Origin of the sequence: Leucobacter sp. USCH14 (assembly GCF_037619215.1) — a bacterium.
In the GTDB taxonomy this organism is placed as follows: Bacteria; Actinomycetota; Actinomycetes; order Actinomycetales; family Microbacteriaceae; genus Leucobacter.
Genome location: NZ_JAQPZP010000001.1, coordinates 233390 through 259172, shown reverse-complemented (window position 1 = coordinate 259172; position 25783 = coordinate 233390). Strand labels below are relative to the sequence as shown.

General features: G+C 69.2%; 23 protein-coding genes. 12 read left to right on the top strand and 11 right to left on the bottom strand.

The genetic code is table 11. The features are described from left to right. Positions 1-294 precede the first annotated feature (294 nt). Together PQI23_RS01125 and PQI23_RS01120 are read right to left on the bottom strand one after the other, a co-directional pair. Positions 295-945, bottom strand: coding sequence for a DUF3027 domain-containing protein (locus PQI23_RS01125; RefSeq protein WP_339970767.1), 651 nt, complete (start codon positions 943-945; stop codon positions 295-297). Beyond that, complete coding sequence (locus PQI23_RS01120) at positions 938-1315, bottom strand: cold-shock protein (protein ID WP_339970766.1); 378 nt, start codon at positions 1313-1315, stop codon at positions 938-940. Before PQI23_RS01120 ends, PQI23_RS01125 begins: the two co-directional genes overlap by 8 nt. 140 nt (positions 1316-1455) lie before the next feature. Here PQI23_RS01120 and PQI23_RS01115 point away from each other — a divergent pair, with 140 nt between their 5' ends. The 8 genes from PQI23_RS01115 to PQI23_RS01080 all read left to right on the top strand — a co-directional run bounded on the left by PQI23_RS01115 (position 1456) and on the right by PQI23_RS01080 (position 12074). Beyond that, complete coding sequence (locus PQI23_RS01115; RefSeq protein WP_339970765.1) at positions 1456-1722, top strand: hypothetical protein; 267 nt, start codon at positions 1456-1458, stop codon at positions 1720-1722. A 13-nt stretch (positions 1723-1735) separates the two neighbouring features. Then, positions 1736-3544: a helicase-associated domain-containing protein gene (locus tag PQI23_RS01110; protein WP_339970764.1), complete on the top strand. Its 1809-nt coding sequence runs from the start codon at positions 1736-1738 to the stop codon at positions 3542-3544. A gap of 101 nt (positions 3545-3645) precedes the next feature. After that, a complete protein-coding gene (locus tag PQI23_RS01105) occupies positions 3646-5331 on the top strand; it encodes a DNA repair helicase XPB (RefSeq protein ID WP_339970763.1) in 1686 nt (561 codons plus the stop codon). Between the two features lie 92 nt (positions 5332-5423). Beyond that, positions 5424-6452 (top strand): LacI family DNA-binding transcriptional regulator, encoded by a 1029-nt coding sequence (locus PQI23_RS01100; protein WP_339970762.1) that lies wholly within the window; start codon positions 5424-5426, stop codon positions 6450-6452. A 79-nt stretch (positions 6453-6531) separates the two neighbouring features. After that, complete coding sequence (gene mmsA / locus PQI23_RS01095) at positions 6532-8121, top strand: multiple monosaccharide ABC transporter ATP-binding protein (RefSeq protein ID WP_339971139.1); 1590 nt, start codon at positions 6532-6534, stop codon at positions 8119-8121. After that, on the top strand, positions 8118-9536 hold the full coding sequence (mmsB, locus tag PQI23_RS01090) for a multiple monosaccharide ABC transporter permease (RefSeq protein ID WP_339970761.1): 1419 nt from the start codon (positions 8118-8120) through the stop codon (positions 9534-9536). The genes mmsA and mmsB overlap by 4 nt, the downstream gene beginning before the upstream one ends. A 35-nt stretch (positions 9537-9571) precedes the next feature. After that, positions 9572-10702, top strand: a complete 1131-nt coding sequence (locus tag PQI23_RS01085) for a sugar-binding protein (protein ID WP_339970760.1) — start codon at positions 9572-9574, stop codon at positions 10700-10702. 88 nt (positions 10703-10790) lie between these two features. Then, positions 10791-12074 carry an AGE family epimerase/isomerase gene (locus PQI23_RS01080; protein ID WP_339970759.1) on the top strand — a complete coding sequence of 428 codons (1284 nt, stop codon included), beginning with the start codon at positions 10791-10793 and terminating at the stop codon, positions 12072-12074. A gap of 102 nt (positions 12075-12176) precedes the next feature. Here PQI23_RS01080 and PQI23_RS01075 read toward each other — a convergent pair whose 3' ends face one another. The 6 genes from PQI23_RS01075 to PQI23_RS01050 all read right to left on the bottom strand — a co-directional run bounded on the left by PQI23_RS01075 (position 12177) and on the right by PQI23_RS01050 (position 17972). Further along, the gene (locus PQI23_RS01075; RefSeq protein ID WP_339970758.1) at positions 12177-13208 is read right to left on the bottom strand and encodes a zinc-dependent alcohol dehydrogenase; all 1032 of its coding nucleotides are present in this window, start codon (positions 13206-13208) and stop codon (positions 12177-12179) included. Then, complete coding sequence (locus tag PQI23_RS01070; protein WP_339970757.1) at positions 13208-13966, bottom strand: SDR family NAD(P)-dependent oxidoreductase; 759 nt, start codon at positions 13964-13966, stop codon at positions 13208-13210. Before PQI23_RS01070 ends, PQI23_RS01075 begins: the two co-directional genes overlap by 1 nt. Positions 13967-14036: 70 nt before the next feature. Further along, complete coding sequence (locus tag PQI23_RS01065) at positions 14037-15074, bottom strand: NAD(P)-dependent alcohol dehydrogenase (RefSeq protein ID WP_339970756.1); 1038 nt, start codon at positions 15072-15074, stop codon at positions 14037-14039. Continuing rightward, entirely contained in the window at positions 15071-15877 is an 807-nt protein-coding gene (locus tag PQI23_RS01060; protein WP_339970755.1) for a hypothetical protein, read from the bottom strand. Before PQI23_RS01060 ends, PQI23_RS01065 begins: the two co-directional genes overlap by 4 nt. Continuing rightward, the gene (gene xylB, locus PQI23_RS01055; RefSeq protein WP_339970754.1) at positions 15874-17331 is read right to left on the bottom strand and encodes a xylulokinase; all 1458 of its coding nucleotides are present in this window, start codon (positions 17329-17331) and stop codon (positions 15874-15876) included. The genes PQI23_RS01060 and xylB overlap by 4 nt, the downstream gene beginning before the upstream one ends. After that, positions 17328-17972, bottom strand: a complete 645-nt coding sequence (locus PQI23_RS01050; RefSeq protein WP_339970753.1) for an SIS domain-containing protein — start codon at positions 17970-17972, stop codon at positions 17328-17330. The genes xylB and PQI23_RS01050 overlap by 4 nt, the downstream gene beginning before the upstream one ends. A gap of 134 nt (positions 17973-18106) precedes the next feature. On the opposite strand from PQI23_RS01050, the gene PQI23_RS01045 reads away from it, so the two are divergent. Next, positions 18107-19048 carry a sugar-binding transcriptional regulator gene (locus tag PQI23_RS01045; protein ID WP_339970752.1) on the top strand — a complete coding sequence of 314 codons (942 nt, stop codon included), beginning with the start codon at positions 18107-18109 and terminating at the stop codon, positions 19046-19048. 128 nt (positions 19049-19176) lie between these two features. On the opposite strand, the gene PQI23_RS01040 is transcribed toward PQI23_RS01045, so the two are convergent. The 3 genes from PQI23_RS01040 to PQI23_RS01030 form a co-directional block, all read right to left on the bottom strand. Further along, positions 19177-20250 carry a substrate-binding domain-containing protein gene (locus tag PQI23_RS01040; RefSeq protein WP_339970751.1) on the bottom strand — a complete coding sequence of 358 codons (1074 nt, stop codon included), beginning with the start codon at positions 20248-20250 and terminating at the stop codon, positions 19177-19179. A gap of 73 nt (positions 20251-20323) precedes the next feature. After that, complete coding sequence (locus PQI23_RS01035) at positions 20324-21337, bottom strand: ABC transporter permease (RefSeq protein ID WP_339970750.1); 1014 nt, start codon at positions 21335-21337, stop codon at positions 20324-20326. Between the two features lies 1 nt (position 21338). After that, entirely contained in the window at positions 21339-22943 is a 1605-nt protein-coding gene (locus tag PQI23_RS01030; protein WP_339970749.1) for a sugar ABC transporter ATP-binding protein, read from the bottom strand. Positions 22944-23122: 179 nt separating this feature from the next. On the opposite strand from PQI23_RS01030, the gene PQI23_RS01025 reads away from it, so the two are divergent. Genes PQI23_RS01025 through PQI23_RS01015 form a run of 3 tightly spaced genes read left to right on the top strand, consistent with a single transcriptional unit; the run spans position 23123 to position 25745 of the window. After that, positions 23123-24082, top strand: a complete 960-nt coding sequence (locus tag PQI23_RS01025; protein WP_339970748.1) for a sugar-binding transcriptional regulator — start codon at positions 23123-23125, stop codon at positions 24080-24082. Then, positions 24079-24849: an SDR family oxidoreductase gene (locus PQI23_RS01020; protein WP_339970747.1), complete on the top strand. Its 771-nt coding sequence runs from the start codon at positions 24079-24081 to the stop codon at positions 24847-24849. The genes PQI23_RS01025 and PQI23_RS01020 overlap by 4 nt, the downstream gene beginning before the upstream one ends. Beyond that, positions 24846-25745 (top strand): carbohydrate kinase family protein, encoded by a 900-nt coding sequence (locus PQI23_RS01015; RefSeq protein ID WP_339970746.1) that lies wholly within the window; start codon positions 24846-24848, stop codon positions 25743-25745. The genes PQI23_RS01020 and PQI23_RS01015 overlap by 4 nt, the downstream gene beginning before the upstream one ends. Positions 25746-25783 lie beyond the last annotated feature (38 nt).

Genomic DNA, 25783 nt, shown 5'->3' with positions numbered 1-25783 from the left:
TGCCGACCGCACCGCCCGCGTTCCGAACCCCGAAGTGTGCCGATGGTGCATGACGTCTCCGTTTCGCCCCGCTCACAGGGGCGATGCCGTCATCCTCGACGTCATCTCCGACCCCCGTGGCAGTCACGCTAGGCAGCGGAGCGAGAAACGGGATCCGGGAGAATTACGTATTTCGGGCGGCGCGATGCCGATCAACGGCGTCGATGCGTCCTCGTCCCCGTACCGGTGCTCCCGCGCGGCATGCAGAACGCCCCCGACCCGAACGGGGTCGAGGGCGCCGCTCGTGAGGCCGTACTACTCCTCTTCGGAGTCGCCCTCGGAATCGTCCTCGGAGTCGTCGTCCGCGTCCTCATCATCGTCGACGTCGTCGCTGTCCTCGTCGAAGAGCTCCGTGTCGTCGGCGTCGTCGTCGATGTCCTCGTCGGCATCGTCCTCGTCGGGATCATCGTCGCCGTCGTCGTCGGCGTCACCCGCGCCGGCCTCGCCGTCGAAGTCGTCGTCCGCTTCATCGAGGTCGACTCCGTCGAGGTCGTCCTCGAAATCGTTCGCGAGGTCGTCGCCGGTGTCTTCGAGCTCGTCGCCGTCATCGCCGTCGTCCGACGATTCCGCCGACTGCTTCGAGTGCCCCTCCCGGTACTGAGCGAGCCGCTCCGACCACGGCACCCAGTCCGGCGCGATCACCGAGTCCGGGCCCGGAAGCAGCTCGACCTCGAGCACCGTCACCGGAGCGTCCTCACTCGTACGCGCGAGCGTGGCCGCCCACCTCCAGCCCGGATAGCCGGCGAGCCGGCATTCGAACAGCAGCGTGAGCACGTGCGCGTCCTCGATCTCGTGCCCGACCTCGGCCCCGATCATCGCCGGGTCGGTGATCTCGGCCAGAGCCGCGCGCGCCTGATCGCGCGCTGCGAGCAGCACGGGATCGGGCGAGAGCTCGGTCTCAGACATCGAAATCATCCGCTACGCGCCGCAGCATCGTCGCGACCTTGCGCGACTGCGTGCGCTCGGGATACTGACCGTGCTTGAGCCGCTCGCCGAGCCCGTCGAGCAGCTTCACGAGGTCCTCGATGATCACCGCCATCTCGTCGGCCGACTTGCGACTGCGCTTGGCGAGACGCGGGGTGTCGAGCACGTGCACCGACAGCGCCTGCGGGCCGCGCCGGCCATCCGCGACGCTGTACTCCAGGCGCGTTCCCGCCTGAATATCGGCGTCGGCCGGCACGACCGAAGCGTGCAGGTACACCTGCGCACCGTCATCCCCCTGGATGAACCCGAAGCCCTTGTCCTCGTCATAGAACCTGACCTTGCCGTTCGGCATGCCTCGTTCCTCTCCGTCTCATCGGGATACTCCGCGTTCCGCTCACGCCCGTTCGCGAGCGCGGACCCCCGAGCATTCAGCCAATTCTAGCGGTGCATCTTGCCCTCGCGCGGAGCCGGGATCCCGATAAAATGGAGCGGATGTCCACTGAACCCAGCACGCCGTCGATCCTCGAGCGGATCCTCGCATATGCGTCTCTCACCATCATCGCGGTGGCGCTCCTCTCCTTCTTCGCGACCCTCATCGTCGGGATGAACGACCGCTTCGCGCTCGCCGAAGGCCTGTGGCCGATCGTGTACGGCATCTCGATGATCGGGTTGCCCATCGGCTTCGTGCTGTTGATCGCCCTGCTGATCCTGAGCCAGCGTCGCCGCCGCGCAGAAACCCGAAAGCTCTCCGGCCGCTAGGTCGGATTCGCTGATGAGCGGCACACTCGCGCTCGCCTCCGCCCTCGCGGAGATGGATCGCGACACCCTCGCTGCACTCGTGCGCACCCGGCGCCCCCAGGCGCACGCCAGCATCATCGACCCGATCGGGCTCGCCTCCGATCTGCTGAAGCCCGACTCGGTCGCGCGGGCGCTCGCGCCCCTCGACCGCGCGCGCCTCGCCGCCGTCCGCGATCCGGATTCCGCCGACGCGGCGCTCGTCGACGAGCTGCTCGGCATCGGTCTGCTCGGTCGCGATGGCGACGCCGCAGTGAGCCTGCCGGAGGTGATATCCGTGCTCGACGACGCACTGGCCGAAGCCGGTACCGCGAGCGCTCCTCACTCCGACGAACCCGGCACGGCCGACCTCGACTCCGAGGTCGACACGAGCGCCTGGTTCACGTCTGCGCTGACCGCCGTCGGGCAGTGCGCGGAGTGCCTGCGCATGCTGCGCGACCGACCGGGCAAGCTGAATCGCTCGGGAAGCATCGCGGTCGCGACGGTGAAGCATCTCGCCGATGCGACGGGGATCGAAGCCGACGAGGTATCGCTCGCGCTCGGCGCGCTCATGCGCGCGGACCTCATCACCGCACTCGTCGATGATCAGCTCCTCATCTCCGCCGCCGCGTCGAGCAGCTGGCTGACCCGCGCGCACGTCGACCGGTGGGTCGCCGTCGCTCGGGCCGCGACCGACGCGATGCCGTCTCCGCTCCGAACCGAGTGGGCTGCGGCATCACCGGCGCAGAACGATGTGCGAGCGCTCGCCGCAGCGATCCCGGCCGAGTACCCCCTGCTTCCCTCCGCCGATCTCGCCGCAGTCGACGATTTCGTGCGGATCGCCGAGTACCTCGGCCTCAGCGTCGACGGCCGGTTGACGCCGGTCGCCGATGCGCTGCTCGTCGGAGAGGACGTCGACGCCGAAGTCGCGTCGGCCATGCCGGAGACGGCCGCGGGCGTGTACGTCCAGCCCGACCTGAGCGTGGTGGTGCCCGGCCCGCTGCCGCCGGGAGACGAAGCCGTGATCGCCGCGCTCGCCCGCCCCGAGCACATCGGCGTGGCGTCGACGCGGCGCATCAGCGAGGCCTCCATCACCGAGGCCTACGAGCGGGGCCTCACCCCTGCAACGGCCAGAGACGCGTTCTCGCGCATCTCCCTCACGGGCATCCCGCAGCCGCTCGAATACCTGCTCGATTCGCTGGGCGAACGCGTCGGCGGCATCGTGGTCGGAGAGTACGTCGGCGACGAGGGTCGCACCCGCCTCTCGTTCGCCCGCGCGGAGCTCGCCTCGACGATCCTCGTGGATCGCTCGCTGCAGCACCTGCAGCTGCAGCGAGCGCGTTCGACCGACACGGTGCTGTACTCGCGTCTCAGCCCCGACCATGTGCTCGCCGCACTCGCCGACGCGCGGTATCACGCCTCGTCGCGCGTGGCGGGTTTGCACGACACGGGCAGCGCACGGAGCGAGGGGCGCCCGGTCTCGACTTCGCTCCCAGACGCGGCCGCGCCGGCGAGCGCCGCACGATCCGAACCGGATCGCGCCCCGTCTCCTCTCGACGCGTTGGTCGACCGCGTCTTCACCGCGGCGCGCTCGGAACCCGGCACGGGTGATTTCACCCGCCGACTCGAGCTCGCGATCCGCGACCGCAGCCCCGTGCGGGTCACCGCCGAAGCGCGCGGCCAGGTGCGCACCTTCACGCTGCTCCCGGTCTCGGTGAGCGCCGGGCGGCTGCGCGCCGCCGACCAGTCGGCGGGCGTCGAGCGCACGCTGCCCATCAACATGATCACGGCGGTCGAATCGGCCTGATCCCGGTCGCTCCCGGGCCGCGCTGCGTACACCGAGTGCCGCTCGCGGGTGCTTCGGCGCCGGCCCCTGCGGTTCAGCGATGCGCGGTAGACTCGCTGGTTATGACTCTCGGCCCCCTCATCGTGCAGAGCGACCACACCGTGCTCCTCGAAGTCGCCCATCCCGATGCCGAAGACGCGCGGCACGCGCTCGCCGTGTTCGCGGAGCTGGAGCGCGCGCCCGAGCACATCCACACGTACCGCATCACCCGGCTCGGGCTCTGGAACGCGCGAGCCGCCGGGCACACCTCGGACGAGATCCTCGAGACGCTGAACCGGTACGCGAAGTTCCCCGTGCCGAGCGGAGTGGCGAGCGAGATCGGCGACACCATGCGTCGATACGGGCGGCTCACGATCGAGCGCGCCGAGGCGCCCGGGAGCAGCGGTGCGGCGGACGACGAGGCGTCGGACGATGCCTCCCCCTCGCAGCTCGTGCTGCGCTCGGAGGACCCGATGGTGCTGCGCGAGGTGGCGAGCGCGAAGAAGATCGCCCCGCTGCTCGGCAACCGCATCGACGAGCACACCTTTCCGGTGGAGGCCTGGGCCCGCGGTGAACTGAAGCAGCAGCTCGTGGCCCGCGGCTGGCCCGCGGAGGATCTCGCGGGCTACCGAGCCGGCGAACCCTACGACATCTTTCTGGCCCAAGACGGCTGGGAGCTGCGCGACTACCAGGCGAAGGCGGTGGAGGCCTTCCAGCGCGGAGGGTCGGGCGTCGTGGTGCTTCCCTGCGGCGCGGGCAAGACGATCGTGGGCGCGGCGTCGATGGCGGCCGTCGGGGCGAAGACCCTGATCCTCGTCACGAATGCGGTCTCCGCCCGGCAGTGGCGCGACGAACTGCTGCGCCGCACGAGCCTCACCGAGGACGAGATCGGCGAGTACTCGGGGCAGGTGAAGGAGGTGAAGCCCGTCACCATCGCGACCTACCAGATTCTCACGAGTCGCAGGAAGGGCGAGTACGCGCACCTCTCGCTGCTCGACGCGGAGGACTGGGGAGTGATCGTGTACGACGAGGTGCATCTGCTGCCCGCGCCGGTCTTCAAACTCACCGCGGACCTGCAAGCGCGACGCCGCCTCGGTCTCACCGCGACCCTCGTCCGCGAAGACGGGCGCGAAGGGGATGTGTTCAGCCTCATCGGCCCGAAGCGCTACGACGCCGCTTGGAAGGACATCGAGGCTCAGGGCTTCATCGCCCCGGCGGCCTGCTTCGAAGTGCGGGTCGACTTCGGCGAGGCGGAGCGCATGGATTACGCGGTGGCCGAGGATCAGGATCGCTACCGCATCGCCTCGAGCGCGCTCATCAAGCAGCCCGTCGCCCGGCGCATCATCGACCGGCACCCGGGAGAGAGCGTGCTCGTGATCGGGCAGTACATCGATCAGCTCGAGTCGATGGCGGAGGCCCTCGGCGCTCCCCTGATCACGGGGCAGACGCCGGTCGACGAGCGGGAGCAGTTGTTCCAGGCCTTCCGCTCGGGCGAGGAGAAGATCCTCGTCGTCTCGAAGGTCGCGAACTTCTCCGTGGATCTCCCCGATGCCTCGGTCGCGATCCAGATCTCGGGATCGTTCGGCTCGCGCCAGGAGGAGGCGCAGCGCCTCGGCCGCCTGCTGCGCCCGAAGTCGAACGGGGCCACCGCGTCGTTCTACACGCTGATCACGCGCGACACGGTCGACCAGGACTTCGCGCAGAATCGACAGCGCTTCCTCGCCGAGCAGGGCTACTCGTACACGATTCTCGACGCCGACCAGCTCTGATCACGTCGAGTGCTCGCGTTCGGACCCCGTCGAAGGCGGCGCGCGTACACTAATGTGAACGTACACATTCGAGTTTCGGCGTGGAGGCCCTGATGCCCGGAGACGGAGAGGCGCGGGCCAAGCCGGCGAGCATCCGGGATGTGGCGCGCCTCGCCTCCGTCTCCTATCAGACCGTCTCCCGCGTGCTCAACGATCACCCGAGCATTCGCGAGGACACGCGCCAGCGGGTGCTCGCGGCGATCCGCACCCTCGACTACCGGCCCAATCAGGCGGCCAGAGCACTGGCCTCCTCGCGCCCCAATGTGCTCGGCATCCTCTCCGCGACGGTCGGCGAGTACGGCACCACCTCGTCGATCGTCGCGATCGAGCAGGTCGCCCGGGATCGCGGCTACACGATCAGCACGCTCAACCTCGCCGACGCCTCCCCCGAGGCGATCGGCGAGGCCGTGCGACAGTTCGAGCACGAGCAGGTGGCGGGCATCATCGTGCTGGCGCCGCAGGTGCGCGTCTTCAACGTCATCGGGGGTCTCGGGCTGAAAGTGCCGATCGCGACCCTGCACACGGGCGCCGGTGGCGCCGCGGAGACGATCGCGTCCGACCAGCGGATGGGTGCGCGCATCGCCGTGGAGCATCTGGTCGCGCTCGGGCATCAGGACATTCTGCACATCGCCGGGCCGCAGGACTGGATCGAGGCGGAGTCGCGCATGCACGGCTACCTCGATGCGATGTTCGAGGCGGACCTGTCGACGCTGCCGCCGATCCGCGGAGACTGGACCGCGGATTTCGGGCATTTCGCGGGCCGGGAGCTCGCGGGGAGACGCGATTTCACGGCGATCTTCGCGGCGAACGACCTGATGGCGATCGGGCTGATGCACGGGTTCCGCGATGCGGGCGTGCGCGTGCCCGACGACATCTGCGTCATCGGCTTCGACGACATTCCGGTCGCCGCCCACGTGTGGCCGACGCTGTCGACGGTGCGCGTCGACTTCGCGGAGCTGGGCAGGCGCGCGATCATGCACCTGCTCGCCGCCATCGAGCAGCAGCCCGCGCCCGAGTTCGAACTCCTCAGCCCCGAGCTGATCGTGCGGGAATCGACAACGGCCTCCACAATACGCCGGTAACGATTCTGTAATCAGCCGACAACGCCTTGACACCCGGCGTAACATGTTCCACGATGTGAACGGTCACACGAGTGACGACATGGATGACAGCGAGGTCAATCAAGTGGAACCAGCGACGCAGAGACCGGATCAGGCTCCCGTGCTGCAGATGCGCGACATCACGAAGATCTTCCCGGGTGTGAAGGCGCTCTCCGACGTGTCGCTCACCGTGCGCCCGGCGACGATCCACGCGATCTGCGGCGAGAACGGCGCCGGCAAATCGACACTGATGAAGGTGCTCTCCGGCGTCTACCCTTACGGCACCTACACCGGCGACATCATCGTCGAGGGTCGCGAGATGCGCTTCCGCGACATTCGCGCGAGCGAAGAGGCCGGCGTCGTCATCATCCACCAGGAGCTCGCCCTGATCCCCGAGCTCTCGATCACCGAGAACATCTTCCTCGGCAACGAGCTGCGTCGCGGCGTCGCCATCGACTGGCGCTCCGCCCGCGCGCGCACCGTGGAACTGCTCGAACGCGTGGGGCTCCGCGAGGATCCCGATACGCCGATCAAAGCCCTCGGCGTCGGCAAGCAGCAGCTCATCGAGATCGCGAAGGCGCTCAACAAGAACGTGCGCCTGCTCATCCTCGACGAACCCACCGCCGCCCTCAACGATACCGACTCCGAGCATCTGCTGGGCCTCATCCGAGGCCTGAAGGATCGCGGCATCGCATCGATCATCATCAGCCACAAGCTCAACGAGATCGAGCAGATCGCCGACGACATCACGATCATCCGCGACGGTCGGGTCGTGGAGACGCTCGACGTGCAGCAGGGGGCGATCAATGAGGATCGCATCATCCACGGCATGGTCGGCCGCTCCCTCGAGCACCGCTACCCCGACCGCACGCCGAACCCGGGCGAGGTCTTCTTCGAGGTGCGCGACTGGGTCGTCCAGCATCCCACGGTGTCCGAGCGGTACGTGGTGAAGGGCTCGAGCCTGAACGTTCGCCGCGGCGAGGTGGTCGGCATCGCCGGCCTCATGGGGGCCGGGCGCACCGAGCTCGCGATGAGCATCTTCGGCCGCTCCTACGGCCGGTTCGTCTCGGGCACCATGACGAAGGACGGTGCCGAGATCGAGGTGCCCGACGTGCCCGCGGCGATCCGGCACGGAATCGCCTACGTGAGCGAGGATCGCAAGTCGCTCGGCCTCAATCTGCTCGACTCGATCAAGCGCTCCGTGGTCGCGGCGAAGCTCTCGAAGATCACGCACCGCGGCATGGTCGACGCCCGCGAGGAGCGCGCGGTGGCCGAGCAGTACCGCAAGTCCCTGCGCATCAAGACGCCCGATGTCAACAACGGCGTCTCGAGCCTGTCGGGCGGCAATCAGCAGAAGGTCGTACTGGCGAAGTGGATGTTCACCGACCCCGACCTGCTGATCCTCGACGAACCGACCCGCGGCATCGACGTCGGGGCGAAGTACGAGATCTACTCGATCATCAACGAGCTCGCGAACGCCGGCAAGGGGGTCATCGTGATCTCGAGCGAACTCCCAGAGCTGCTCGGCATCTGCGACCGCATCTACACGGTGTTCGAGGGCCGCATCACCGACTGCATCCCGGCCGCCGAGGCCACCCCCGAGACGCTCATGCGCAGCATGACGTCGCTGAACGAGAAGGCGCACGCATGACCTCGACCGACACGAAGACCACGGAGCAGCACGGCTTCCGGTTCTCAGACATCCGCGGAATGTTCGGCGGCGGGCAGTCCACGGCCCGTCAGTTCGGCATCCTCGGCAGTCTCATCGCCATCATCCTGATCTTCCAGATCTTCTCCGACGGGCTCACGCTCTCGCCCGGCAATGTCATCAACGTGATGCAGCAGTACTCCTACATCCTGATCCTGGCGATCGGCATGGTGATGGTCATCATCATGGGGCACATCGACCTGTCCGTCGGCTCGGTGGCGGCTTTCGTCGGCATCGTCTTGGCGAAGTCGATGTCCGAGTGGAACCTCCCCTGGTGGGGAGCGATCCTGCTCGGCCTCGGCCTCGGCGCGCTCGTCGGCGCGTGGCAGGGCCTCTGGGTCGCCTACGTCGGGGTTCCCGCGTTCATCGTGACGCTCGCCGGCATGCTCTTCTTCCGCGGCGCGAACCAGTGGATCGGCGACTCCATCTCCGTCCCCGTCCCCCGCGAGTTCGTCACCATCGGCGCCGGGTACCTGCCCGAGATCGGCGGGATCCCGATCCCTTACAACGTGCCCACCCTCATCCTCGGCGTGCTCGCAGCGGCCTGGCTCGTGTTCTTCGAGTGGCGCACCCGCCGGCAGCAGAAGAAGATGGGCTCGGAGCGCGCACCCCTCTGGGTGAGCGTGGTGAAGGTCGTGCTGCTCTGCGCCGTGATCCTCGGAGCGGCACTGCTCTTCGGCAGCGGACGCCCCGGCACGAGCTTCCCGGTCTCGGGCATCATTCTGCTCGCACTCGTCATCCTCTACTCGTTCGTCACGAATCACACCGTGTTCGGCCGCCACATCTACGCGGTCGGCGGCAACCGCCAGGCCGCCAAGCTCTCGGGCGTCAAGGATCGCCGAGTCGACTTCTTCGTCATGATGAACATGTCGGTGCTCGCCGCCGTCGCGGGCATGATCTTCGTCGCCCGCTCCCAGGCCTCCGGTCCGCAGGACGGCAACGGATGGGAGCTCGACGCGATCGCGGCCGTCTTCATCGGCGGCGCGGCGGTCTCGGGCGGCATCGGCACCGTGATCGGATCGATCATCGGCGGCCTCGTGATGGCGTTCCTGAACAACGGCATGCAGCTGCTCAGCTTCGGTGCGGACACCGTGCAGATGGTGAAGGGCGCGGTGCTGCTCGTCGCGGTCGGCATCGACGCCTACAACAAGCAGCAGGGCCGCCCCTCCGTGCTCGGGTTCCTGACGAGACGGCGCAGGCCCGCGGGCGAATTCGCCGGCATCGACACCACCCCCATCGGCGCGCGCGCCATGGAGACTCCCCCGGCCGCACCGCCGGCGCCGAGCCCCCGCAGCGCCGCATCACAGACTCCTCCCGCCGCAGACGACAGCGCGACGAAGGAACCCGGCTCTCGCTGACGAGAGTTCGACGATCACAGAAAGCGAATGCAACTATGAAACAGAGATTCCTCCTCTCCGCGGGCGCGCTGCTCGCCGCCGCCGCTCTCGCGCTCACCGGATGCTCCTCGGAGCGCGGCGGAGGCTCGGGCGACTCGGGCGGCGCCGACTCGGGCGCCGCGTCGACCGGGTTCGAAGAGGGCGCCACCATCGGCGTCGCCCTCCCCGACAAGACCAGTGAGAACTGGGTGCTGGCCGGCAAGCTGTTCACGGACGGGCTCGAAGAGGCCGGGTACAAGGCCGACGTGCAGTACGCACCCGCGTCGAACACGGTCGCCGAGCAGCAGAACCAGATCCAGGCGATGGTGACCGGTGGCGCCAAGGTCATCGTCATCGGCGCGAAGGACGGCAAGCAGCTCGCCACCCAGGTGCAGGCGGCGAAGGACGCGGGCGCCACCGTCATCGCCTACGACCGCCTCATCGAGAACACCGACGCGCTCGACTACTACGTCGCGTTCGACAACTTCAAGGTCGGTCAGCTGCAGGGCCAGGCACTGCTCGACGGGCTCGAGGAGCGCACCGATCACGATGCGCCGTACAACATCGAGCTGTTCTCGGGCTCGACCGACGACGCCAACTCGGCGGTCTTCTTCAACGGCGCCATGGATGTGCTGCAGCCGAAGATCGATGACGGCACCCTGGTCGTCGGATCGGGCCAGACCGACATCCAGCAGACCGCCACCGCCGGGTGGAAGGCCGAGAACGCGCAGAGCCGCATGGACACGATCCTCACCTCCGCCTACAGCGACACGGAGCTCGACGGCGTACTCTCTCCCAACGACACCCTCGCGCGCGCCGTGCTCACGTCGGTCGAGCAGGCCGGCAAGCCGCTGCCCGTCGTCACCGGCCAGGACTCCGAGGTGGAGTCGGTGCGCTCCATCATGGAGGGCAATCAGTACTCGACGATCAACAAGGACACCACGCTGCTCGTCGAGCAGACCATCAAGATGATCGGTCAGCTGCAGCAGGGCGAAGAGGTCGACGTCAACGACACCGACCAGTACGACAACGGCTCGAAGGTGGTTCCGGCCTACCTGCTCGATCCGGTGATCGTCACGCAGGAGAACGCCGCCGACGCGTACCAGAACGTGCCGAACCTGCTCGAGATCGTCGAAGAGTACAAGTAGCACTCGCGACATCCCGCACTGAGCTGCGCCGGGGCACGGCAGGATCATCCGCCGCTCCCCGGCGCAGCGTCGTATCGAAAGGCTGCGCATGACCGACCACCGCCTCACCGCCGACCACCGCCCGGCCATCGACCGTCGCTTCACCATCGACACCGACGAGCATCGCGACTGGCTCGAGCAGCAGACCGCGAAGCTGCTCGCGTTCACCGAACGGGCGCTCGATCCGAACGGAGGGTTCTCCTGGCTCGACGAGACGGGCGCGCCCGTCCCCTCCGAGGGTGCGCAGCTCTGGATCGTCGGCCGGTACACGTACTGCGCGGTGCTCGGGCATCTGCTCGGAGTGCCCGGCCAGGCCGAGCGCGTCGAGCACGGTCTCGCGTTCCTGCGCTCGGGGGCGCTGCGCGACCGCGAGCACGGCGGCTGGTTCGTGACGATCGGCTCCGACGATCCGGCCACCGATTCCGATGCCAAGGAGAGCTACGGGCACGCGTTCGTGCTGCTCGCCGCAGGGTCGGCGAAGCTCGCGGGGTTCGACGCCGACGATCTCTACGCGGACGTGCTCGCCGATCTCGAGCGCTGGTGGGAGGCGGTCCCGTCGATGTACGCGGATACGTGGAACCGCGACTTCACGGTGCTCGACGCCTACCGCGGCGCGAACCCGAACATGCACCTGGTCGAGGCCGGCCTGCTCGCCCACGAGGCCGACGGGAACCCGCGTCACGTCGAGCGATCGATCTCGATCGCTCGACGACTCATCGGCGACGTGACCGCGCGCAACGAATGGCGTCTGCCCGAGCACTACCGGGAGGACTGGACGCCCGACCCCGAGTACGGCGCCGACTCGCCCGACAGTCATTTCAGGCCGTACGGCGCGACCGTCGGGCACTGGCTCGAATGGGCGCGCCTGCTGATCGCGCTGGAGACCGCGCAGCGCGACGCGACGGATTCGGCGGACGAGTGGCTGGTCGACGCCGCGCGCAGCCTGTTCGCGCGTGCCGTGGAAGACGCCTGGGACGAGGATCGCGGGGGCTTCGCCTTCAGCACCGACTGGGCCGGCACCGTGCTCAACGACCACCGCTTCCACTGGGTGATCGCCGAGGCGATCGGTACCGCATCCGTGCTCTTCCGCGCGACGGGCGACGCGGCGTACGCGGAGTGGTACGCGCGCTTCTGGGAGTACGCGGCGACCCACCACATCGAAGCTGACGGCAGCTGGATCCACGAGCTCGACGCCGATGGCGCTCCGGCGAGCGGAACGTGGAGCGGCAAGCCGGATCTGTACCACGCACTGCAGGCGACGCTCTTCGCGCGCCTGCCCGCGACGCGGAGCCTCACCCGCGGCTTGCGATCCGGCGCCCTCGACACCCCCTAATTCCGCTCCAAAACATGGATCGGGGTCGATATCCAGGGTGGTTCCGCGCTCGCGGACCCCGGATATCGACCCCGATCCAATGAACAGAGGGCCTGGCGCAGACTAGACCTCGACGAGCACCTTGACCTGCTCGGGGTCGTTCGATGCGTCGAACGCCTGCTGCGCCTGGTCGAGCGGGAAGACGCCGGTGATGAGCTCATCGAGCGGCAGACGACGCTCGCGCAGCAGCTCGATCGCGGCCTCCACATCCTCGCGCACATACATGAGGTTGCCGAGGAGCGCGATCTCGCGATCCTGGATCAGCTCGAGGTCGATCGTGGTCGGCCCCGCCGGCACGCCCACCGTCATGATCGTGCCGCCCTTCTCGAGCATCTCGATCGCGAGGTGCACCGTCGACTCTCGCGACACGCAGTCGAACACCACGTCGGCCTTGCCGCCGAGCTCGCGCACAGCCGCCTCGGCGGCGTCGGGAGCGCTCGAATCGAAGCTGCCCGAAGCGCCGAGGCGCTCCGCACGAGCCCGCTTCGACTCCAGCAGATCGGCGACGACGACCTTCTCGGCACCGGCGTGCAGCGCCGCGATCGTCACGAACAGACCGATGGGACCGGCGCCGAGCACCACGACGCGCGCGCCGGTGAGGTCTCCGGCTCGGCGCACCGCGTGCACGGGCGTCGCCAGCGGCTCGATGAGGGCTGCCTCGCGGTCGCTCAGGTCGTCGGGCAGCGCGATGACGCGATCGGCCGCGATCGTGAAGCGATCCGTCATGCCGCCCGGCGTCTGGCACCCGAACACGTCGAGCGTCGCGCAGATGTTGTAGCGGCCGCGCTGACACGGGGTGCACTCGCCGCAGGCGAGGTTGGGCTCGATGACGACGCGCCGGCCGACGAGGTCGGCGGGCGCGTCGGATCCTGCTCCCTCGACCACACCGATGACCTCGTGCCCCGGCCAGAACGGCAGCGACATGAACGGGTGGCGGCCGTGTGCGGCGTGGATGTCCGAGCCGCAGATGCCGACGACGGTCGAGCGCACGAGCACGTCGTTCGCGCCCGCGGCCGGAGCCGGCACCTGCTCGACGCGGATGTCATCGGCCGCGTTGACGACGATGCGCCGCACGGCGTCCTGCACGTCGCCCATCAGACGGCCGTGTATCCGCCGTCGGCGACGAGCACCGATCCGGTGATGAACGACGCGGCGTCGCTGGCGAGGAAGACGACGCTCGGAGCGATCTCCTCGGGCAGTGCGAAGCGCTGCTGCGGGGCATCCTCGATCCAGTAGCGCTGGAACTCGGGGTTGTCGACGGGAGCCATCTCCGTCTTGACGTACCCGGGTGCGACCGCGTTCACGCGGATGTTCAGCGGCGCCCACTCGACCGCGAGCGACTTGGTGAGGTGGTGCACCGCGGCCTTCGAGGCGTTGTAGGCCGGCTGCCACTGCGGACGGTTGACGATCAGGCCCGACATCGAGCCGATGTTCACCTGCGAACCGCCGCCGATCTCGCGCATGTGCTCGCCCACCGCGACGCTCGCCTTCCAGAGCGCGCGCACGTTCAGGTCCCAGACGGCATCCCACTGCTCGTCGGTGACGCTCCACGACTCCCCGTGGAAGCAGGTGCCCGCATTGTTGACGAGGATGTCGATCTGTCCGAGACCAGCCTTGGCCTCCTCGACCATGCGCGTGATCTGGGCGTCATCCGTGATGTCGGCGGTGATGGCGACGAACTGGTAGCCGCGCTCGGCAGCCTCCGCGACGACCTGCGCGTTGCGCTCGGCGCTGCGGCCGGCGATCGCGACGCGTGCGCCGGCTTCGGCGAGCCCGAAGGCGAAGGCCTTGCCGAGTCCCTGGTTACCGCCGGTGACGAGGGCGGTCTTGCCCTCGAGGCTGAACGAAGTCATGTTGCGTGTCCTTTTCGTGTTGGTGCGTGATGCGTGGGAGCGACGGAACGTCGCGAGAATCAGTGATCGCTCAGCGGGCCGGGTAGACGACCGACTTGAGGCTGTCGGGGTCGGTGTCGCTCTCGAGCGCCTGCTCCACCTCGTCGAGGCCGAAGCGGCCGGTGACGAGGGAGTCGAGGTCGACCTGTCCGCCTGCGACCAGCTGGATCGCGACGGGCCAGGTCTCGGTGTAGCGGAAGATGCCGGTGACGGTGATCTCGCGGTTCTGAATGTCCTCGACGGGAAGCGTCATCTCGGGGTTGCCGAGCCCGACGAGCACGGCCGTGCCCGCGGGGCGAACGGCGCGAATGCCCGACTGCACGGCCGGCGCCGCTCCGCTCGCGTCGATGAACGCATCGATCGGCAGGTCGAGATCGGCCGGGTTCTGCGTGCGCGGGTCGATGACGCGGGTGGCGCCGTACTGCAGCGCCCGCTCGCGACGCGCCTCGACGAGGTCCGACACGATCACTTCGCCCGCACCGAACGCGCGAGCCGTCTGCGCGGTGATGATCCCGATCGGGCCCGCCCCGGCGATGAGCACCGTGGAGCCGGGCACGATGCCGGCCTTGCGCACCGACGTGATCGCGACCGAGAGCGGCTCGAGCAGCGCTGCCGCTTCATCGGTCACGGTATCGGGAACGTCGTGCGCGAATGCGGACTGGATCGTGACGAACTCCGTGAAGGCGCCGTCGATCGGCGGCGTCGCGTAGAACTCCATGTCGGGGCACAGGTTGTACTTCCCGATGCGGCATTCGCGGCAGCGTCCGCAGGGCCGCTGCGGCTCGATCGCGACCCGGTGGCCGACGCGGGCGGGGTCCACGTTCTCGCCGACCGCGACGATCACACCGCCGACCTCGTGCCCCAGCACGAGCGGAGCATCGACCACGAAGTCGCCGATGCGCCCCTCGCGGAAGTAGTGCACGTCCGATCCGCACACGCCCACGGCGCCGACGCGCACGAGCACCTCGTCGGCGGCGGGCGTCGGCACCGGACGCTCTTCGATCGTGAGCTCTCGGGTGCCGAGGAGCACGCTCGCGCGCATCCGATCGGGAATCTCGGTGTGGGTCATGACTGTTCTCCTCGTACTGCTTCAGGGTGCTCGGGGCCGAGCAGCGCCCGGCCGACGATGACATGGTGGGCGCCGAGCGCGATGGCTCGGCGGGCGATGACGGCGTCGACGCCGCCGTCGACGCCGACCTGCACGGTCGGCGCGAGCTGCGGGATGCGGTCGAGCAGTTCTGGCCGTGCGGCCTGCCGCGTGCCGGGCTCGATGAGCATGACGAGCGCGCCGTCGGCGCCGGTGGACGACATCGCCGCGGGGCTGGCAGCGGGGTTGGCAGCGGGGCCGGCAGCGGGGTTGGCTGCGGGGTGGGCGGCGGGCTCATCGCCCGGCTCCAGCACCGTCCACACCTCGCCGCCGGCAGCACGGAAATCCGCGGTCAGCTGCGCGTCGGCCGCGACCTCTGCGGGCAGCGCCGCTCGCTGCGCTCCGACCGCGGCGGCCGCCTCGAGCACTGCGGAGATCTCCGCGCGCAGTTCCGCCGCGAGCGCGGTGCCCGCAGCGTGCCGAGCATCCGCCAGCACGATCAGGTGCACTTCGAGCAGCGAATCGGGGTGACGTGCTCCGAGCTCGCGCATCTCGGCGGTGGCGATGCCGCGGTGCACCAGTGCACCAGTGGTGTCGCGGTCGAGGATCACGTCGAGATGCATCGGCAGTCCGGCCGCGGCGAACCGGTCGGCCGCAGCCTCGCGCTCCCCTTCCGGGGCGGCGTAAAGGCTTCCGTACACCGACCCCTCGGGCAGCTCGGAAACCCACGCCGCCTGCGGCAGTGCCCCAGACGCATCGCGCGCCGCGAGCTGCGTCGCGCTCACGCGCGGCTCCGATCGAGCGAGTCGACCGCTGCGACCTCCGCGTACCGCGCGAAGCGTTCGGTGGAGACCCGGCCGGGTTCCGCCGCGACCTGACGCGCCGGCTTCCAGCGCTCCGCCAGCTCCGCGATGGGGGTGTCGTTCAGCACCGCAGCCGCCTGCACCGCGGCGCCGCGCGCCACCGCCTCCGGGGCGTCGACGAGATGCACGGGCTTGCCCAGCGCGTCGGCGAGGATCTGCCGGGTCGCAGCCGATCGCGCGGCACCGCCGATGGCGATCACTTCGCCGTCGGTGCGCACGCCGCACCGCTCGAAGTGCGAGAGCCCGGCGACGAGGCCGAAGACGACGCCCTCGTAGGCAGCGCGCGCCAGCTGCTCCCGCGTGGTCTCGGTCGTGAGGTCCGCGAGCAGGCCCGTGGCGAGCGGACGGTTCGGAGTGCGCTCCCCATCGAGGAACGCCGCGAGCACGGGGCCGTCGTGCCCGGCTTGCAGCGCGAGCGTCGAGAGCTCGTCGTGGTTCGCTCCCATGAGCCGGGCGAACGTATCGATCACCTTCGCCCCGTTCAGCGTGCACACGAGCGGGAGGAAGCCGCCGGTGAGGTTCGCCACGCCGTTGACGAGCCCGCGGGGGTCCCGCACGGGGTCGGGGGTGGTCGAGAAGACGACGCCCGAGGTGCCGAACGCGAACACCGCGTCCCCCTCGGCGATTCCGAGTCCCAGCGCCGAGGCGTGCTGGTCGCCGCCGCCCGCGGAGACGAGAGCCGGCTCGGTGATGCCGAGCTCGGTCATCGCGACGGCTGTCGTCGTGCCCGCCACGCCCTCGGGAGCGAGCACCTCGGGCAGCATCGACGCCCAGTCCCGGGTCTCGTCGATGATCGCCAGGTGATCGAGCAGATACCGGTTCGTCGACGGGTCGAAGTATCCGGTGCCCGAGGCCTCCGAGCGGTCGGTCGCGAACGCACCGGTGAGGCGGTAGGTGAGGTAGTCGTGCGGGAGCAGGATCGTCGCGAGTCTCGCGAAGTTGTCGGGCTCGTGCGCGGCGAACCACGCGACCTTGCTCAGCGTGAACGCCGCGGTCGGGAGCGACCCGGTCGTCGCGATGAGCTGATCCGGCCCGATGCGCTCGGCGAGCCAGCGCAGCTCCGCGTCCGTGGTCGTGTCGTTCCAGAGCTTCGCATCGCGGATGACCCGGCCGGCGGAGTCGAGCGGCACCATGCCGTGGCACTGCCCGGCGACCGAGATCGCGCGAACGCTCACGTCGCCGGCCTGGGCGAGCGCGGCGCGGAAGGCTCCGACGAACGCGTCCCACCAGGCCGCGGGGTTCTGCTCGCTCCGCGGCGGCGCCACGGGCGGGTGCGCAGCCGTGGCTCCCGCGATCCTGCGTCCGTCCTCGAGCGCGAAGAACTCGACCTTGCACGACTGCGTCGACGTATCGACGCCGCACACCACCGGAATCACGCGGCACCTCCCCGAGTGGCGACCTCGACGGTCTCCGGAAGGTCGCGCTGCTGCCCGACGATGCCCGCGGGGTGGATCTGCACGACCTCTTCCCAGCTGAAGCCGCGCAGGCCCATGAGCGTGACGGTGAGCGCGTCGCCCCAGGCGCCCGCGACGAGCGTGCTCCCGAGCGCGATGAGTCCGCCCGCGTCCGCCTCCACCGGATCGGTGGTGAGATGCACCACCCGGGTCGCGGCCGCCGCGAAGGGCGAATCGGGGCGTTCCGTCACCGCGATCACCTCCGACCCGCGCTCGACCAGGCGCTCCGCGAGCTGGGTGAGCTCGGCGGATTGACCGCCCTTCGAGAACGCGATGACGAGGTCGTCGGCGGTCACTGCGCCCATGCCGCCGTGCAGCGCGTCCTGCGACGGGAGGTAGAAGGCCGGCGTGCCCGATACGGACAGAAGGTGCGCCAGTCGTTCGGCCATGATGCCGGAGGTGCCGGCCCCGGTCGTCACGATCTTGCCGGAGCAGCGCTGCACTGCGCTCACGACCTCCGCGAAGCTCTCGTCGATCTGGTCGGCGAGATTCGCAAGAGCCTGAGATTCGCGAAGGATCGCCTCTCGTGCGTGCTGCACGAGGTCTGCCGCCGTTGCGCTCATATGATTGAACCTATCTCTCATTTGTTGCACTTATTCTATCGCCTCGCACGGCGGGAAGCGACCTTCGAGCTGCAGCCGTCGCTGCACGCGGAGCCGAACGGTATGAGAGGATGACCCATCGAGAGGAGCCGCCCATGGAACCCGGTCCGAACCGACTGGTCGAGATGGCGCACATCGCCCGGGAGCACTTCATCAACGACGTGCCCATGGTGGAGCTCGCCGCCCGCACCGGCATGTCGCGCTTCCGCGTCGCGCGGCTCATCGCCGAGGCACGGGATCTCGGCGTGCTGCGCATCAGCGTGGGCGCTCCGCACGCCCTCGGCCGGGACGATGTCGCAGAACTCCGGCGGCGGTACGGCCTCCGCGACATCCGCTGCGTGACGATGCCGGAGGGGGACAGCGACCCCCGAAGCCTGCGCAGCGCACTCGGCCGCGCGGCGGCGGAGTACCTCCAAGCGCAGGTGCGCCCCGGCGAGGTGCTCGGCTTCGCGAGCGGGCGCACCCTCGCCGCCATTCCCGAGCACCTCCGCGAACTGCCGCAGTGCGATGTCGTGCAGCTGACCGGTCTCGCGGGCCCTCCGGGCGAGACCGCGGGTGACCTGGTGCGCACGGTCAGCGCGATCTCGGATGGGGAGCCCGCGTCGCTGTACGTCCCGCTGGTCGCCTCCGATGCCGAAGCCGCATCGATGCTGCGCCGCCAGCCCGGCGTCGCCGAAACGCTGGAGCGCATGGGCGATGTCACGCGCGCGGTGCTCGCCGTCGGCAGCTGGAACCCCATCGTCTCCCAGCTCGCGGAGTCGATCTCCGAGGATGCGGCCGGCGGCTTGATCGCCGGCGGTGTACGGGCCGACGTGGCGGCTTCGCTGTTCGACGCGTCGGGGGGCCGCATCTCGGCGCTCGACGCGCGCACGATCGCCATCCCGTTCGATCAGTTGCGCGCCGTCCCCGAGATCGTCGTCGTGGCAGGTGGAGCGGAGAAGCACTCCGCGCTCCGCGCCGTACTGCTCGCCGGCTTCGTCACGACGCTCATCACCGATCGCATCTCGGCCCAGGCACTGCTCGCGGAATCGCGCTGAGCCGAACCGCAGGGCCGAACCGCGGAGCCGAACCGCGGAGTCGGATCGCACTGCGCCCTGTCGCGCGCATACGACGGCGGCGGCCCCCTCCCCTGCCCGGGAGGAGACCGCCGCCGTCGAGTCGCCGACTACTCCTGGCCGGGGAGACCCTCGTAGGCGATGTCGCCGGTCTCGAGGTTCTCGGCGATCAGTTCGCTGAGACCGTCGAGGAACGCGGGACGATCGGTGACGACGTGCTCGAGTGCGTCATCGACGTTGTCCTGCGTGATGGCGGGCATCGTGTAGACGAGGTTGTTGTCGACGTCCTCATCACGTGCGATCGCCGCGGCGACCGCGACGCCGGTCGCGAGCTGCACGGTGCCGTTCTGGAGCGAGGTTCCGATGAAGTCGCCGTTCTTGACCGCGTTCAGGCCGTCCTCGATGCCGTCGATGCCGACGACCGGAACATCATCCATGCCGGCTTCGCGCAGCGCCTGCTTCGCACCGAGGCCCATGTCGTCGTTCTGCGAGATGACGCCGTCGATCTCGTCGCCGAAGGCCGAGATCCAGTTCTTCATCTTGTTGACGGCCTCGTCACGGCTCCAGTTCGCCGTGTCCTTCGCGAGCACCGTGACGTCCGGGTTCTCCTCGAGCACCTGGTCGATGCCCGCACCGCGGTTGATCTCGCCCGAACCGCCGAGGGGGCCCTGCAGGATGACCACGTTGCCCTTCCCGCCGAGCTCGTCCATCATCATCTGCGCTTCCTGCGCGCCCGCCGCGACATCGTCGGGCTGCACGCTGCCCGCGACCTCTTCGTTGTTCAGGGTCGCGTTGACGTCGAGGAAGGGGATGCCCGCCTCGCTCGCCGCGGTCACCTGCGGCTGCAGCGTGTCGGCCTGCACCGGCACGACCATGATCGCGTCGACGCCCGCCTGGATGAACTGATCGACCTGCGTCGCCTGCGTCGAGACGTCCATCTTCGCGACGTTCCACAGGATCTCGATGTTGTTGTCTTCCGCGTAGCGGTCGATGCCTTCCTTGCCCTCGGTGATGAAGGACGACATGTCGTAGACGCTCACGCCGACGGTGACGCGCTCCTTGCCGCTCTCATCGGCGCCCTGCTGCGCTGCAGGATCGCCCGCACCGCATGCCGCGAGCGACAGCGCTGCCGCACCGGCTACGGCTACCGCGAATCCGCGGCTCATTCGGGAGGTGAACTTCATTGGGTACTCCATTTCAGTAGTGACTCGGGTTGGGTTCGAGGAGGGCGCGCCGCCCCCGAGGAGGCGGCGGCCGTCAAGATCGTCGACGTTTGCTGGCCCAGACGTCGACCGCGACGGCGGCGACGATGAGCACGCCCTTGATCACGTCCTGCCAGTAGGCGGGAACGGTCAGAATGTCGAGGCCGTTGTTCAGCGTCTGGATGAGCAGGAGGCCGAGCGCGGTGCCCCACACGGTGCCGCGGCCGCCCATGAGGCTCGCCCCGCCGATCACCACGGCGGCGATGGCGTCGAGCTCGTAGCCCTGGCCGAGGTTCGGGGAGCCGCTGATCACGCGGGAGGAGAGCATGATGCCCGAGAGGCCCGCGAGGGCGCCGCTGATGGCGTACACGCTGTAGAGCACGCGACCGGTCTTCACGCCCGCGATCTGGGCGGCGAGCGGGTTGCCGCCGACCGCGTACACCCGCAGGCCGTAGCTGGTGCGGCGCATCATCAGTCCGAAGCCGACGATCATGATGATCATGAGGATCACGGGAATCGTGAGCCCGAAGACGCGCGTGTTGGCGAACTGGCCGTACTCGGCCGGGAGACCGTTGATCGGAGCGCCGTCGCCGAGCACGAACGCGAGACCGCTCGCCAGCGTGAGCATGCCCAGCGTGGCGATGAACGGCGGCACCTTCATCACCGCGACGACGAAGCCGTTCACCGACCCGGCGGCGAAGCCCACGGCGACGGCCACGATCGGTGCGAGCCAGATCTGGTCGGGCATCTCCTTCGCGGCGACCGCCGCGGCCATCGCGCTCAACGCGATCACGCTGCCGACCGACAGGTCGATGCCACCGGTGAGGATGACGAGTGTCTGGCCCAGCGCGATCAGCGCGAACGGCGCGGCCGCGACCAGGATCGTCGTCACGTTGTCCACCGTGCCGAAGCGCGCGCTGCGGTACAGGAAGAACGCGATGATGAGCAGCATCACGATGACCATCGCGTAGCGGATGGCCAGCTCGCGGAACCAGGGGCCCGAGAAGCGGCGGAGGTCGCCGCTCTCGGACACCGTCCGCATCACTTCGGTCTGTGTCGGATTCGACATGTCATGCGTCCTTTCGAGGAGCGTCTGCTGATTCAGCGGCCGCCGTGCCCGCTTCCGTAACTTCGAGTCCGCTCGCGAGGCGGAAGATCCGATCCTGCACCTCGGCCCCGGAGAGCTCCGCGGCGCTCAGTTCGCCCGCCACCGCGCCCTCGCGCAGCACGAGCGCGCGGTGCGAGAGGCTCAGAATCTCGGGCATGTCGCTCGAGGCCATGAGCACCGCCATGCCGCTGGCGGCGAGTTCGACGATGATGCGGTAGATCTCGCTGCGGGCTCCGACATCGACGCCGCGCGTGGGCTCGTCGAGCAGCAGCACGTCGACGTCGTCGGTGAGCCAACGGGCGAGCACGACCTTCTGCTGGTTTCCGCCGGAGAGCGTCTCGAGCGACTGGTCGAGGTCGCGACTGCGCAGCCGCACCGAGTCCATCACCTCGCCGACCCGGTCGCGGCGGGCGCGCTGCCGCAGGAAACCCGCGATCGAGAACTGCGCGAGCCCGGGCAGCGTGCCGTTGTCGAGCACCGACATCGGCAGAACGGCGCCCGCGCCCTTGCGGTCCTCGGGCACCAGGGCCATCTTCGCGGTGATCGCCGCTGCGGGTTCGCCCGGCTTCACCCGGGATCCGCGCACGCGCACCTCGCCGCTCTCCGCCTTGCGCACGCCGAACACGGTCTCCATGAGCTCCGTGCGGCCGGCGCCGACGAGGCCCGCCAGGCCGACGATCTCGCCGCGGCGCACGGTGAGCGAGATCGGCTCGCTCGCCCCCGGCACCTGCAGCTCGTCGAGCTCGAGCACCACATCTGCGCTCGGCACGCCGCGCTCGGGGAAGAGATCCTCGAGCTCACGGCCGATCATCGCGGTCACGATGTCGTCGTCGGTAAGGTTCGCGAGCGCCTGATCCTCGACCAGTTCGCCGTCGCGGAGCACGATGACGCGATCGGCGATGGCTCGGATCTCCTCCATCTTGTGCGTGGTGAAGAGCAGGGCGACGCCGCGGTCGCGCAGCAGACCCATGACCTCCAGCAGACGGCCGACCTCGCGCTCCGAGATCGCACTCGACGGCTCGTCGAGGAGGATCACGTTGGCACCGGTGTTCGTCGCCTTGACGATCTCGATGATCTGACGGATGCCGACGGGGAGGTCGCCCATGCGCTTGCGAGGATCCGTGGTGAGACCGAAGACCGCCAGCTGCTCGCGCGCCTGCTCGATCATGGCACCGCGGCGGAGACCCAGGGGCCCGCGCAGTTCGCGCCCGATGAAGAGGTTCTCGTACACGGAGAGCTCGAGGATCGAGGCGAGCTCCTGCGGCACGATGGCGACGCCGAGTCGGTGCGCCGCCTGCGCGTTGCCGGCGGGCAGGGCCTTCCCCTGCACCTCGACCGTGCCTCCATCCGGACGGTACTGGCCCGACGCGATCTTCATCAGCGTCGACTTCCCCGCACCGTTCTCGCCCGCGAGTGCGGTGACGGTGCCCGCCTCCAGGCTCAGCGAGATCCCTCGGAGCACGGGGATCCCACCGAATCCCTTGACGATGTCCGTGCACTCGAGCAGCGTCCCGGTGGCCGGCGCGTGCGACGCGGAATCGCGCACGTCTGCCTGCTGGTTACTCATGTTGCATTCACCCCTCTCCACGGCGAGCGGAGGTTCCTCGTCGTCCCGGCATGTGGGCGCTTCGATCGAGGCCCGTATAGGTTTTTACCACGACTTGTAACATCTGAGAAACACGCCCGCACATTTGAGCGATGCTACAGTCTCTCTGTTGCAGTGCGCCAATCCGACGAAGGAGCCCCATGAGCGAAGCCGAACGCCGCATGGCGCTCGTCGCCACCCGGCACTACCTCGATGGGTGTTCACGGATCGAAATCGCAGATGAACTCGGCATTTCGAGATTCGCCGTCGCCCGATTGCTCGAGCAGGCGCGGGAGCGCGGCATCGTGCGATTCGAGATCGCGTCGCCCGACGATCTCGATCTCGGCCTCTCCGCTCACTTGCGCGATGCGTTCCGACTTCGACACGCAATTGTTGTACACGCTCCGAGCGGAGCCGAGGACACGCTGAAGGAGCGCCTCGGCGCCGCCGCCGCGCGACTCCTCGAAGAGGTCATGCGGCCCGGCGAGGTGCTGGGTCTCGCGGCGGGGCGCACGCTGCGCCAGATGGTGATGGCGTTCGAATCGCTCCCCCCGGTCGACGTCGTGCAGTTGGAGGGCGTGGCGGCGGGCCTGCAGGAGAGCGGGGTCGAACTCGTGCGTCACGCGGCGCGCGTTTCCGGCGGCACACCGCACGCACTGCTCGCGCCGCTCCTCACCCGCAGCGATGAGACGGCCGAGTTGCTCCGCGATGAGCCGGCTGCTCGCGAGACGTTCGCGCGCTTCTCCGAAGTCACGACGGCGGTCGTCGGAATCGGCAGCTGGAACCCGGAGGACTCGCAGGTGTCGATGCTCGCCGGGCAGCTCGGGATCCGGGAATCGCTCCTCGACGCCGGCGTCCGAGCCGACCTCGGCGCCGTGCTGCTCGACATCGACGGCACCGTGGTCGAGAATGCTGTGGGGCAGAGCATCGGCATCGACGCGCAGGGCCTCCGCAACGTACCCCACGTACTCGCCGTCGCCGGCGGTCCGCTGAAGTTCGTTGCGGTGCGCGCGGCGCTGCGCAGCGGGCTCATCCACTCGCTGGCGTGCGACGCGAGCACCGCTCAGGCGCTGCTCGCCGATGCCTCCCGCAACGATCCGCACCGAAGGAGCGATTCATGAAGTTCGAAGACCTGCAGGGCCGCGCGGCCGTCGTGACCGGCGGCGGCCGCGGCCTCGGCTACTCCCTCGCAGAGGCGCTCGCGGACCAGGGGGTCGACGTCGCCCTGCTCGACGTGCTGCCCGACGTGGAGACCACTGCGGAGCGCCTCGCAGAGCGCTTCGACGTGCGGGCGATCGGGATCCCGACCGATGTCACCGCGCCGGAGCAGATCGCATCCGCGTTCGACCGCATCGAGGCCGCTCTGGGAACGCCTCGAGTACTGCTGACCGCCGCGGGCATCACGCTGCTTGAGGCCGCGGTCGACATCGATCCGACGCAGTGGCGCCGCCTCCAGTCGATCAACGTCGACGGCACCTTCTTCGTCGCTCAGGAGTTCGCGCGGCGCCTGCTGGCCTCCGGCCTCGAGGGCTCGGCGATCCTCGTCTCCTCGATGTCGGCGAAGATCGTCAACGTCCCCCAGCAGCAGACGGCGTACAACACATCGAAGGCAGCGGTCGACCATCTGACCAGGTCTCTCGCCGTGGAGTGGGCGGGAGCCGGAATTCGCGTCAACGCGATCGCCCCCGGGTACTTCCTCTCCGACATGACCAAGCAGTTCACGGAGAGCAACCCCGAGCTCGCCGCCGAATGGACCTCGCGCATTCCGCTCGGCCGCATGGGCGACCCCGCCGATCTGCACGGGCTCGTGGCGTTCCTCGCCTCGGACGCCTCCTCCTACCTCACCGCTCAGTCGATCGTCATCGACGGCGGATACACCGCGCTGTGAAGCACGCACTCGCCGCTCCCCGCGCGCTCGTCTTCGGCGAGGCCCTGGTCGACGTGATCGACGGCGCCGCGTTTCCCGGCGGTTCCCCGCTGAACGTCGCAGTGGGGCTCAGCCGACTCGGCGTCGACACCACCCTCGCCGCCCGTTTCGGCGACGACGCCCACGGTGGTCGAATCGCCGATCATCTGCGCGAGTCCTCGGTCTCCTTCGCCGAGCCCGTCGCGGGCGCCGAGACGTCGCGCGCAGAGGTGACGCTCGACGCCTCGGGGCAGGCGCAGTACCGCTTCGTGCTCGACTCGGAACTGCCGTCGGTACCCCTCGAGGGCATCGATCTCGTGCACGCGGGCTCGCTCGGCGCGGTGCTCGCCCCCGGAGCCACCACCGTGGCCGAGGCCTTCGACGCCCCCGGTGCGCGTCTGTGCAGCTACGACCCGAACATCCGGCCCGATCTCATGCAGGATCACGCCGCGACGCTCGACCGGGTCGAGCGCCTCGTCGTCCGCAGCCACATCGTGAAGCTCAGCGACGAGGATGCCGCCTGGCTCTACCCCGGTCTCGAGCTCGACGACGTGCTCGCCCGGCTGCTGGCCCTGGGCGCTTCGCTCGCCGTCGTGACCCGCGGTGCCGACGGGTGCATCGCTCGATTCGCGGACGCCCGAGTGGAGGTTCCCGCCGACCGCGTGCTCGTGGTCGACACGGTCGGAGCCGGTGACTCGTTCATGGCGGCTCTGCTCGCGGCGGTGCTCGACGGGCCGCTGGCCGCTGCCCTGCTCGACGGCCTCCCGTTGATTCGCCCCGACGTCGAGCATGCGCTGCGATTCGCCGCCCGCGCCGCGGCGGTCACCGCGTCCCGCGCGGGGGCGAACCCGCCGTGGACGCGCGAACTCACCGCCTGACCGTCGCTGAACGGCCGCCGCATTTCCAGCCACTTCAT

What these genes read in the sequence shown, in the direction of transcription:
- PQI23_RS01070 (WP_339970757.1), bottom strand. Translation starts at nt 13,966, where the DNA reads ATGACTTCGTTCAGCCTCGAGGGCAAGACCGCCCTCGTCACCGGCGGT.
- PQI23_RS01050 (WP_339970753.1), bottom strand. Translation starts at nt 17,972, where the DNA reads ATGAGCGCAACGGCGGCAGACCTCGTGCAGCACGCACGAGAGGCGATC.
- PQI23_RS01080 (WP_339970759.1), top strand. Translation starts at nt 10,791, where the DNA reads ATGACCGACCACCGCCTCACCGCCGACCACCGCCCGGCCATCGACCGT.
- PQI23_RS01035 (WP_339970750.1), bottom strand. Translation starts at nt 21,337, where the DNA reads ATGTCGAATCCGACACAGACCGAAGTGATGCGGACGGTGTCCGAGAGC.
- PQI23_RS01110 (WP_339970764.1), top strand. Translation starts at nt 1,736, where the DNA reads ATGAGCGGCACACTCGCGCTCGCCTCCGCCCTCGCGGAGATGGATCGC.
- mmsA (WP_339971139.1), top strand. Translation starts at nt 6,532, where the DNA reads ATGGATGACAGCGAGGTCAATCAAGTGGAACCAGCGACGCAGAGACCG.
- PQI23_RS01075 (WP_339970758.1), bottom strand. Translation starts at nt 13,208, where the DNA reads ATGGGCGACGTGCAGGACGCCGTGCGGCGCATCGTCGTCAACGCGGCC.
- PQI23_RS01030 (WP_339970749.1), bottom strand. Translation starts at nt 22,943, where the DNA reads ATGAGTAACCAGCAGGCAGACGTGCGCGATTCCGCGTCGCACGCGCCG.
- PQI23_RS01085 (WP_339970760.1), top strand. Translation starts at nt 9,572, where the DNA reads ATGAAACAGAGATTCCTCCTCTCCGCGGGCGCGCTGCTCGCCGCCGCC.
- PQI23_RS01115 (WP_339970765.1), top strand. Translation starts at nt 1,456, where the DNA reads ATGTCCACTGAACCCAGCACGCCGTCGATCCTCGAGCGGATCCTCGCA.
- PQI23_RS01105 (WP_339970763.1), top strand. Translation starts at nt 3,646, where the DNA reads ATGACTCTCGGCCCCCTCATCGTGCAGAGCGACCACACCGTGCTCCTC.
- PQI23_RS01025 (WP_339970748.1), top strand. Translation starts at nt 23,123, where the DNA reads ATGAGCGAAGCCGAACGCCGCATGGCGCTCGTCGCCACCCGGCACTAC.
- PQI23_RS01125 (WP_339970767.1), bottom strand. Translation starts at nt 945, where the DNA reads ATGTCTGAGACCGAGCTCTCGCCCGATCCCGTGCTGCTCGCAGCGCGC.
- PQI23_RS01065 (WP_339970756.1), bottom strand. Translation starts at nt 15,074, where the DNA reads ATGACCCACACCGAGATTCCCGATCGGATGCGCGCGAGCGTGCTCCTC.
- PQI23_RS01045 (WP_339970752.1), top strand. Translation starts at nt 18,107, where the DNA reads ATGGAACCCGGTCCGAACCGACTGGTCGAGATGGCGCACATCGCCCGG.
- PQI23_RS01100 (WP_339970762.1), top strand. Translation starts at nt 5,424, where the DNA reads ATGCCCGGAGACGGAGAGGCGCGGGCCAAGCCGGCGAGCATCCGGGAT.
- PQI23_RS01020 (WP_339970747.1), top strand. Translation starts at nt 24,079, where the DNA reads ATGAAGTTCGAAGACCTGCAGGGCCGCGCGGCCGTCGTGACCGGCGGC.
- PQI23_RS01120 (WP_339970766.1), bottom strand. Translation starts at nt 1,315, where the DNA reads ATGCCGAACGGCAAGGTCAGGTTCTATGACGAGGACAAGGGCTTCGGG.
- mmsB (WP_339970761.1), top strand. Translation starts at nt 8,118, where the DNA reads ATGACCTCGACCGACACGAAGACCACGGAGCAGCACGGCTTCCGGTTC.
- PQI23_RS01040 (WP_339970751.1), bottom strand. Translation starts at nt 20,250, where the DNA reads ATGAAGTTCACCTCCCGAATGAGCCGCGGATTCGCGGTAGCCGTAGCC.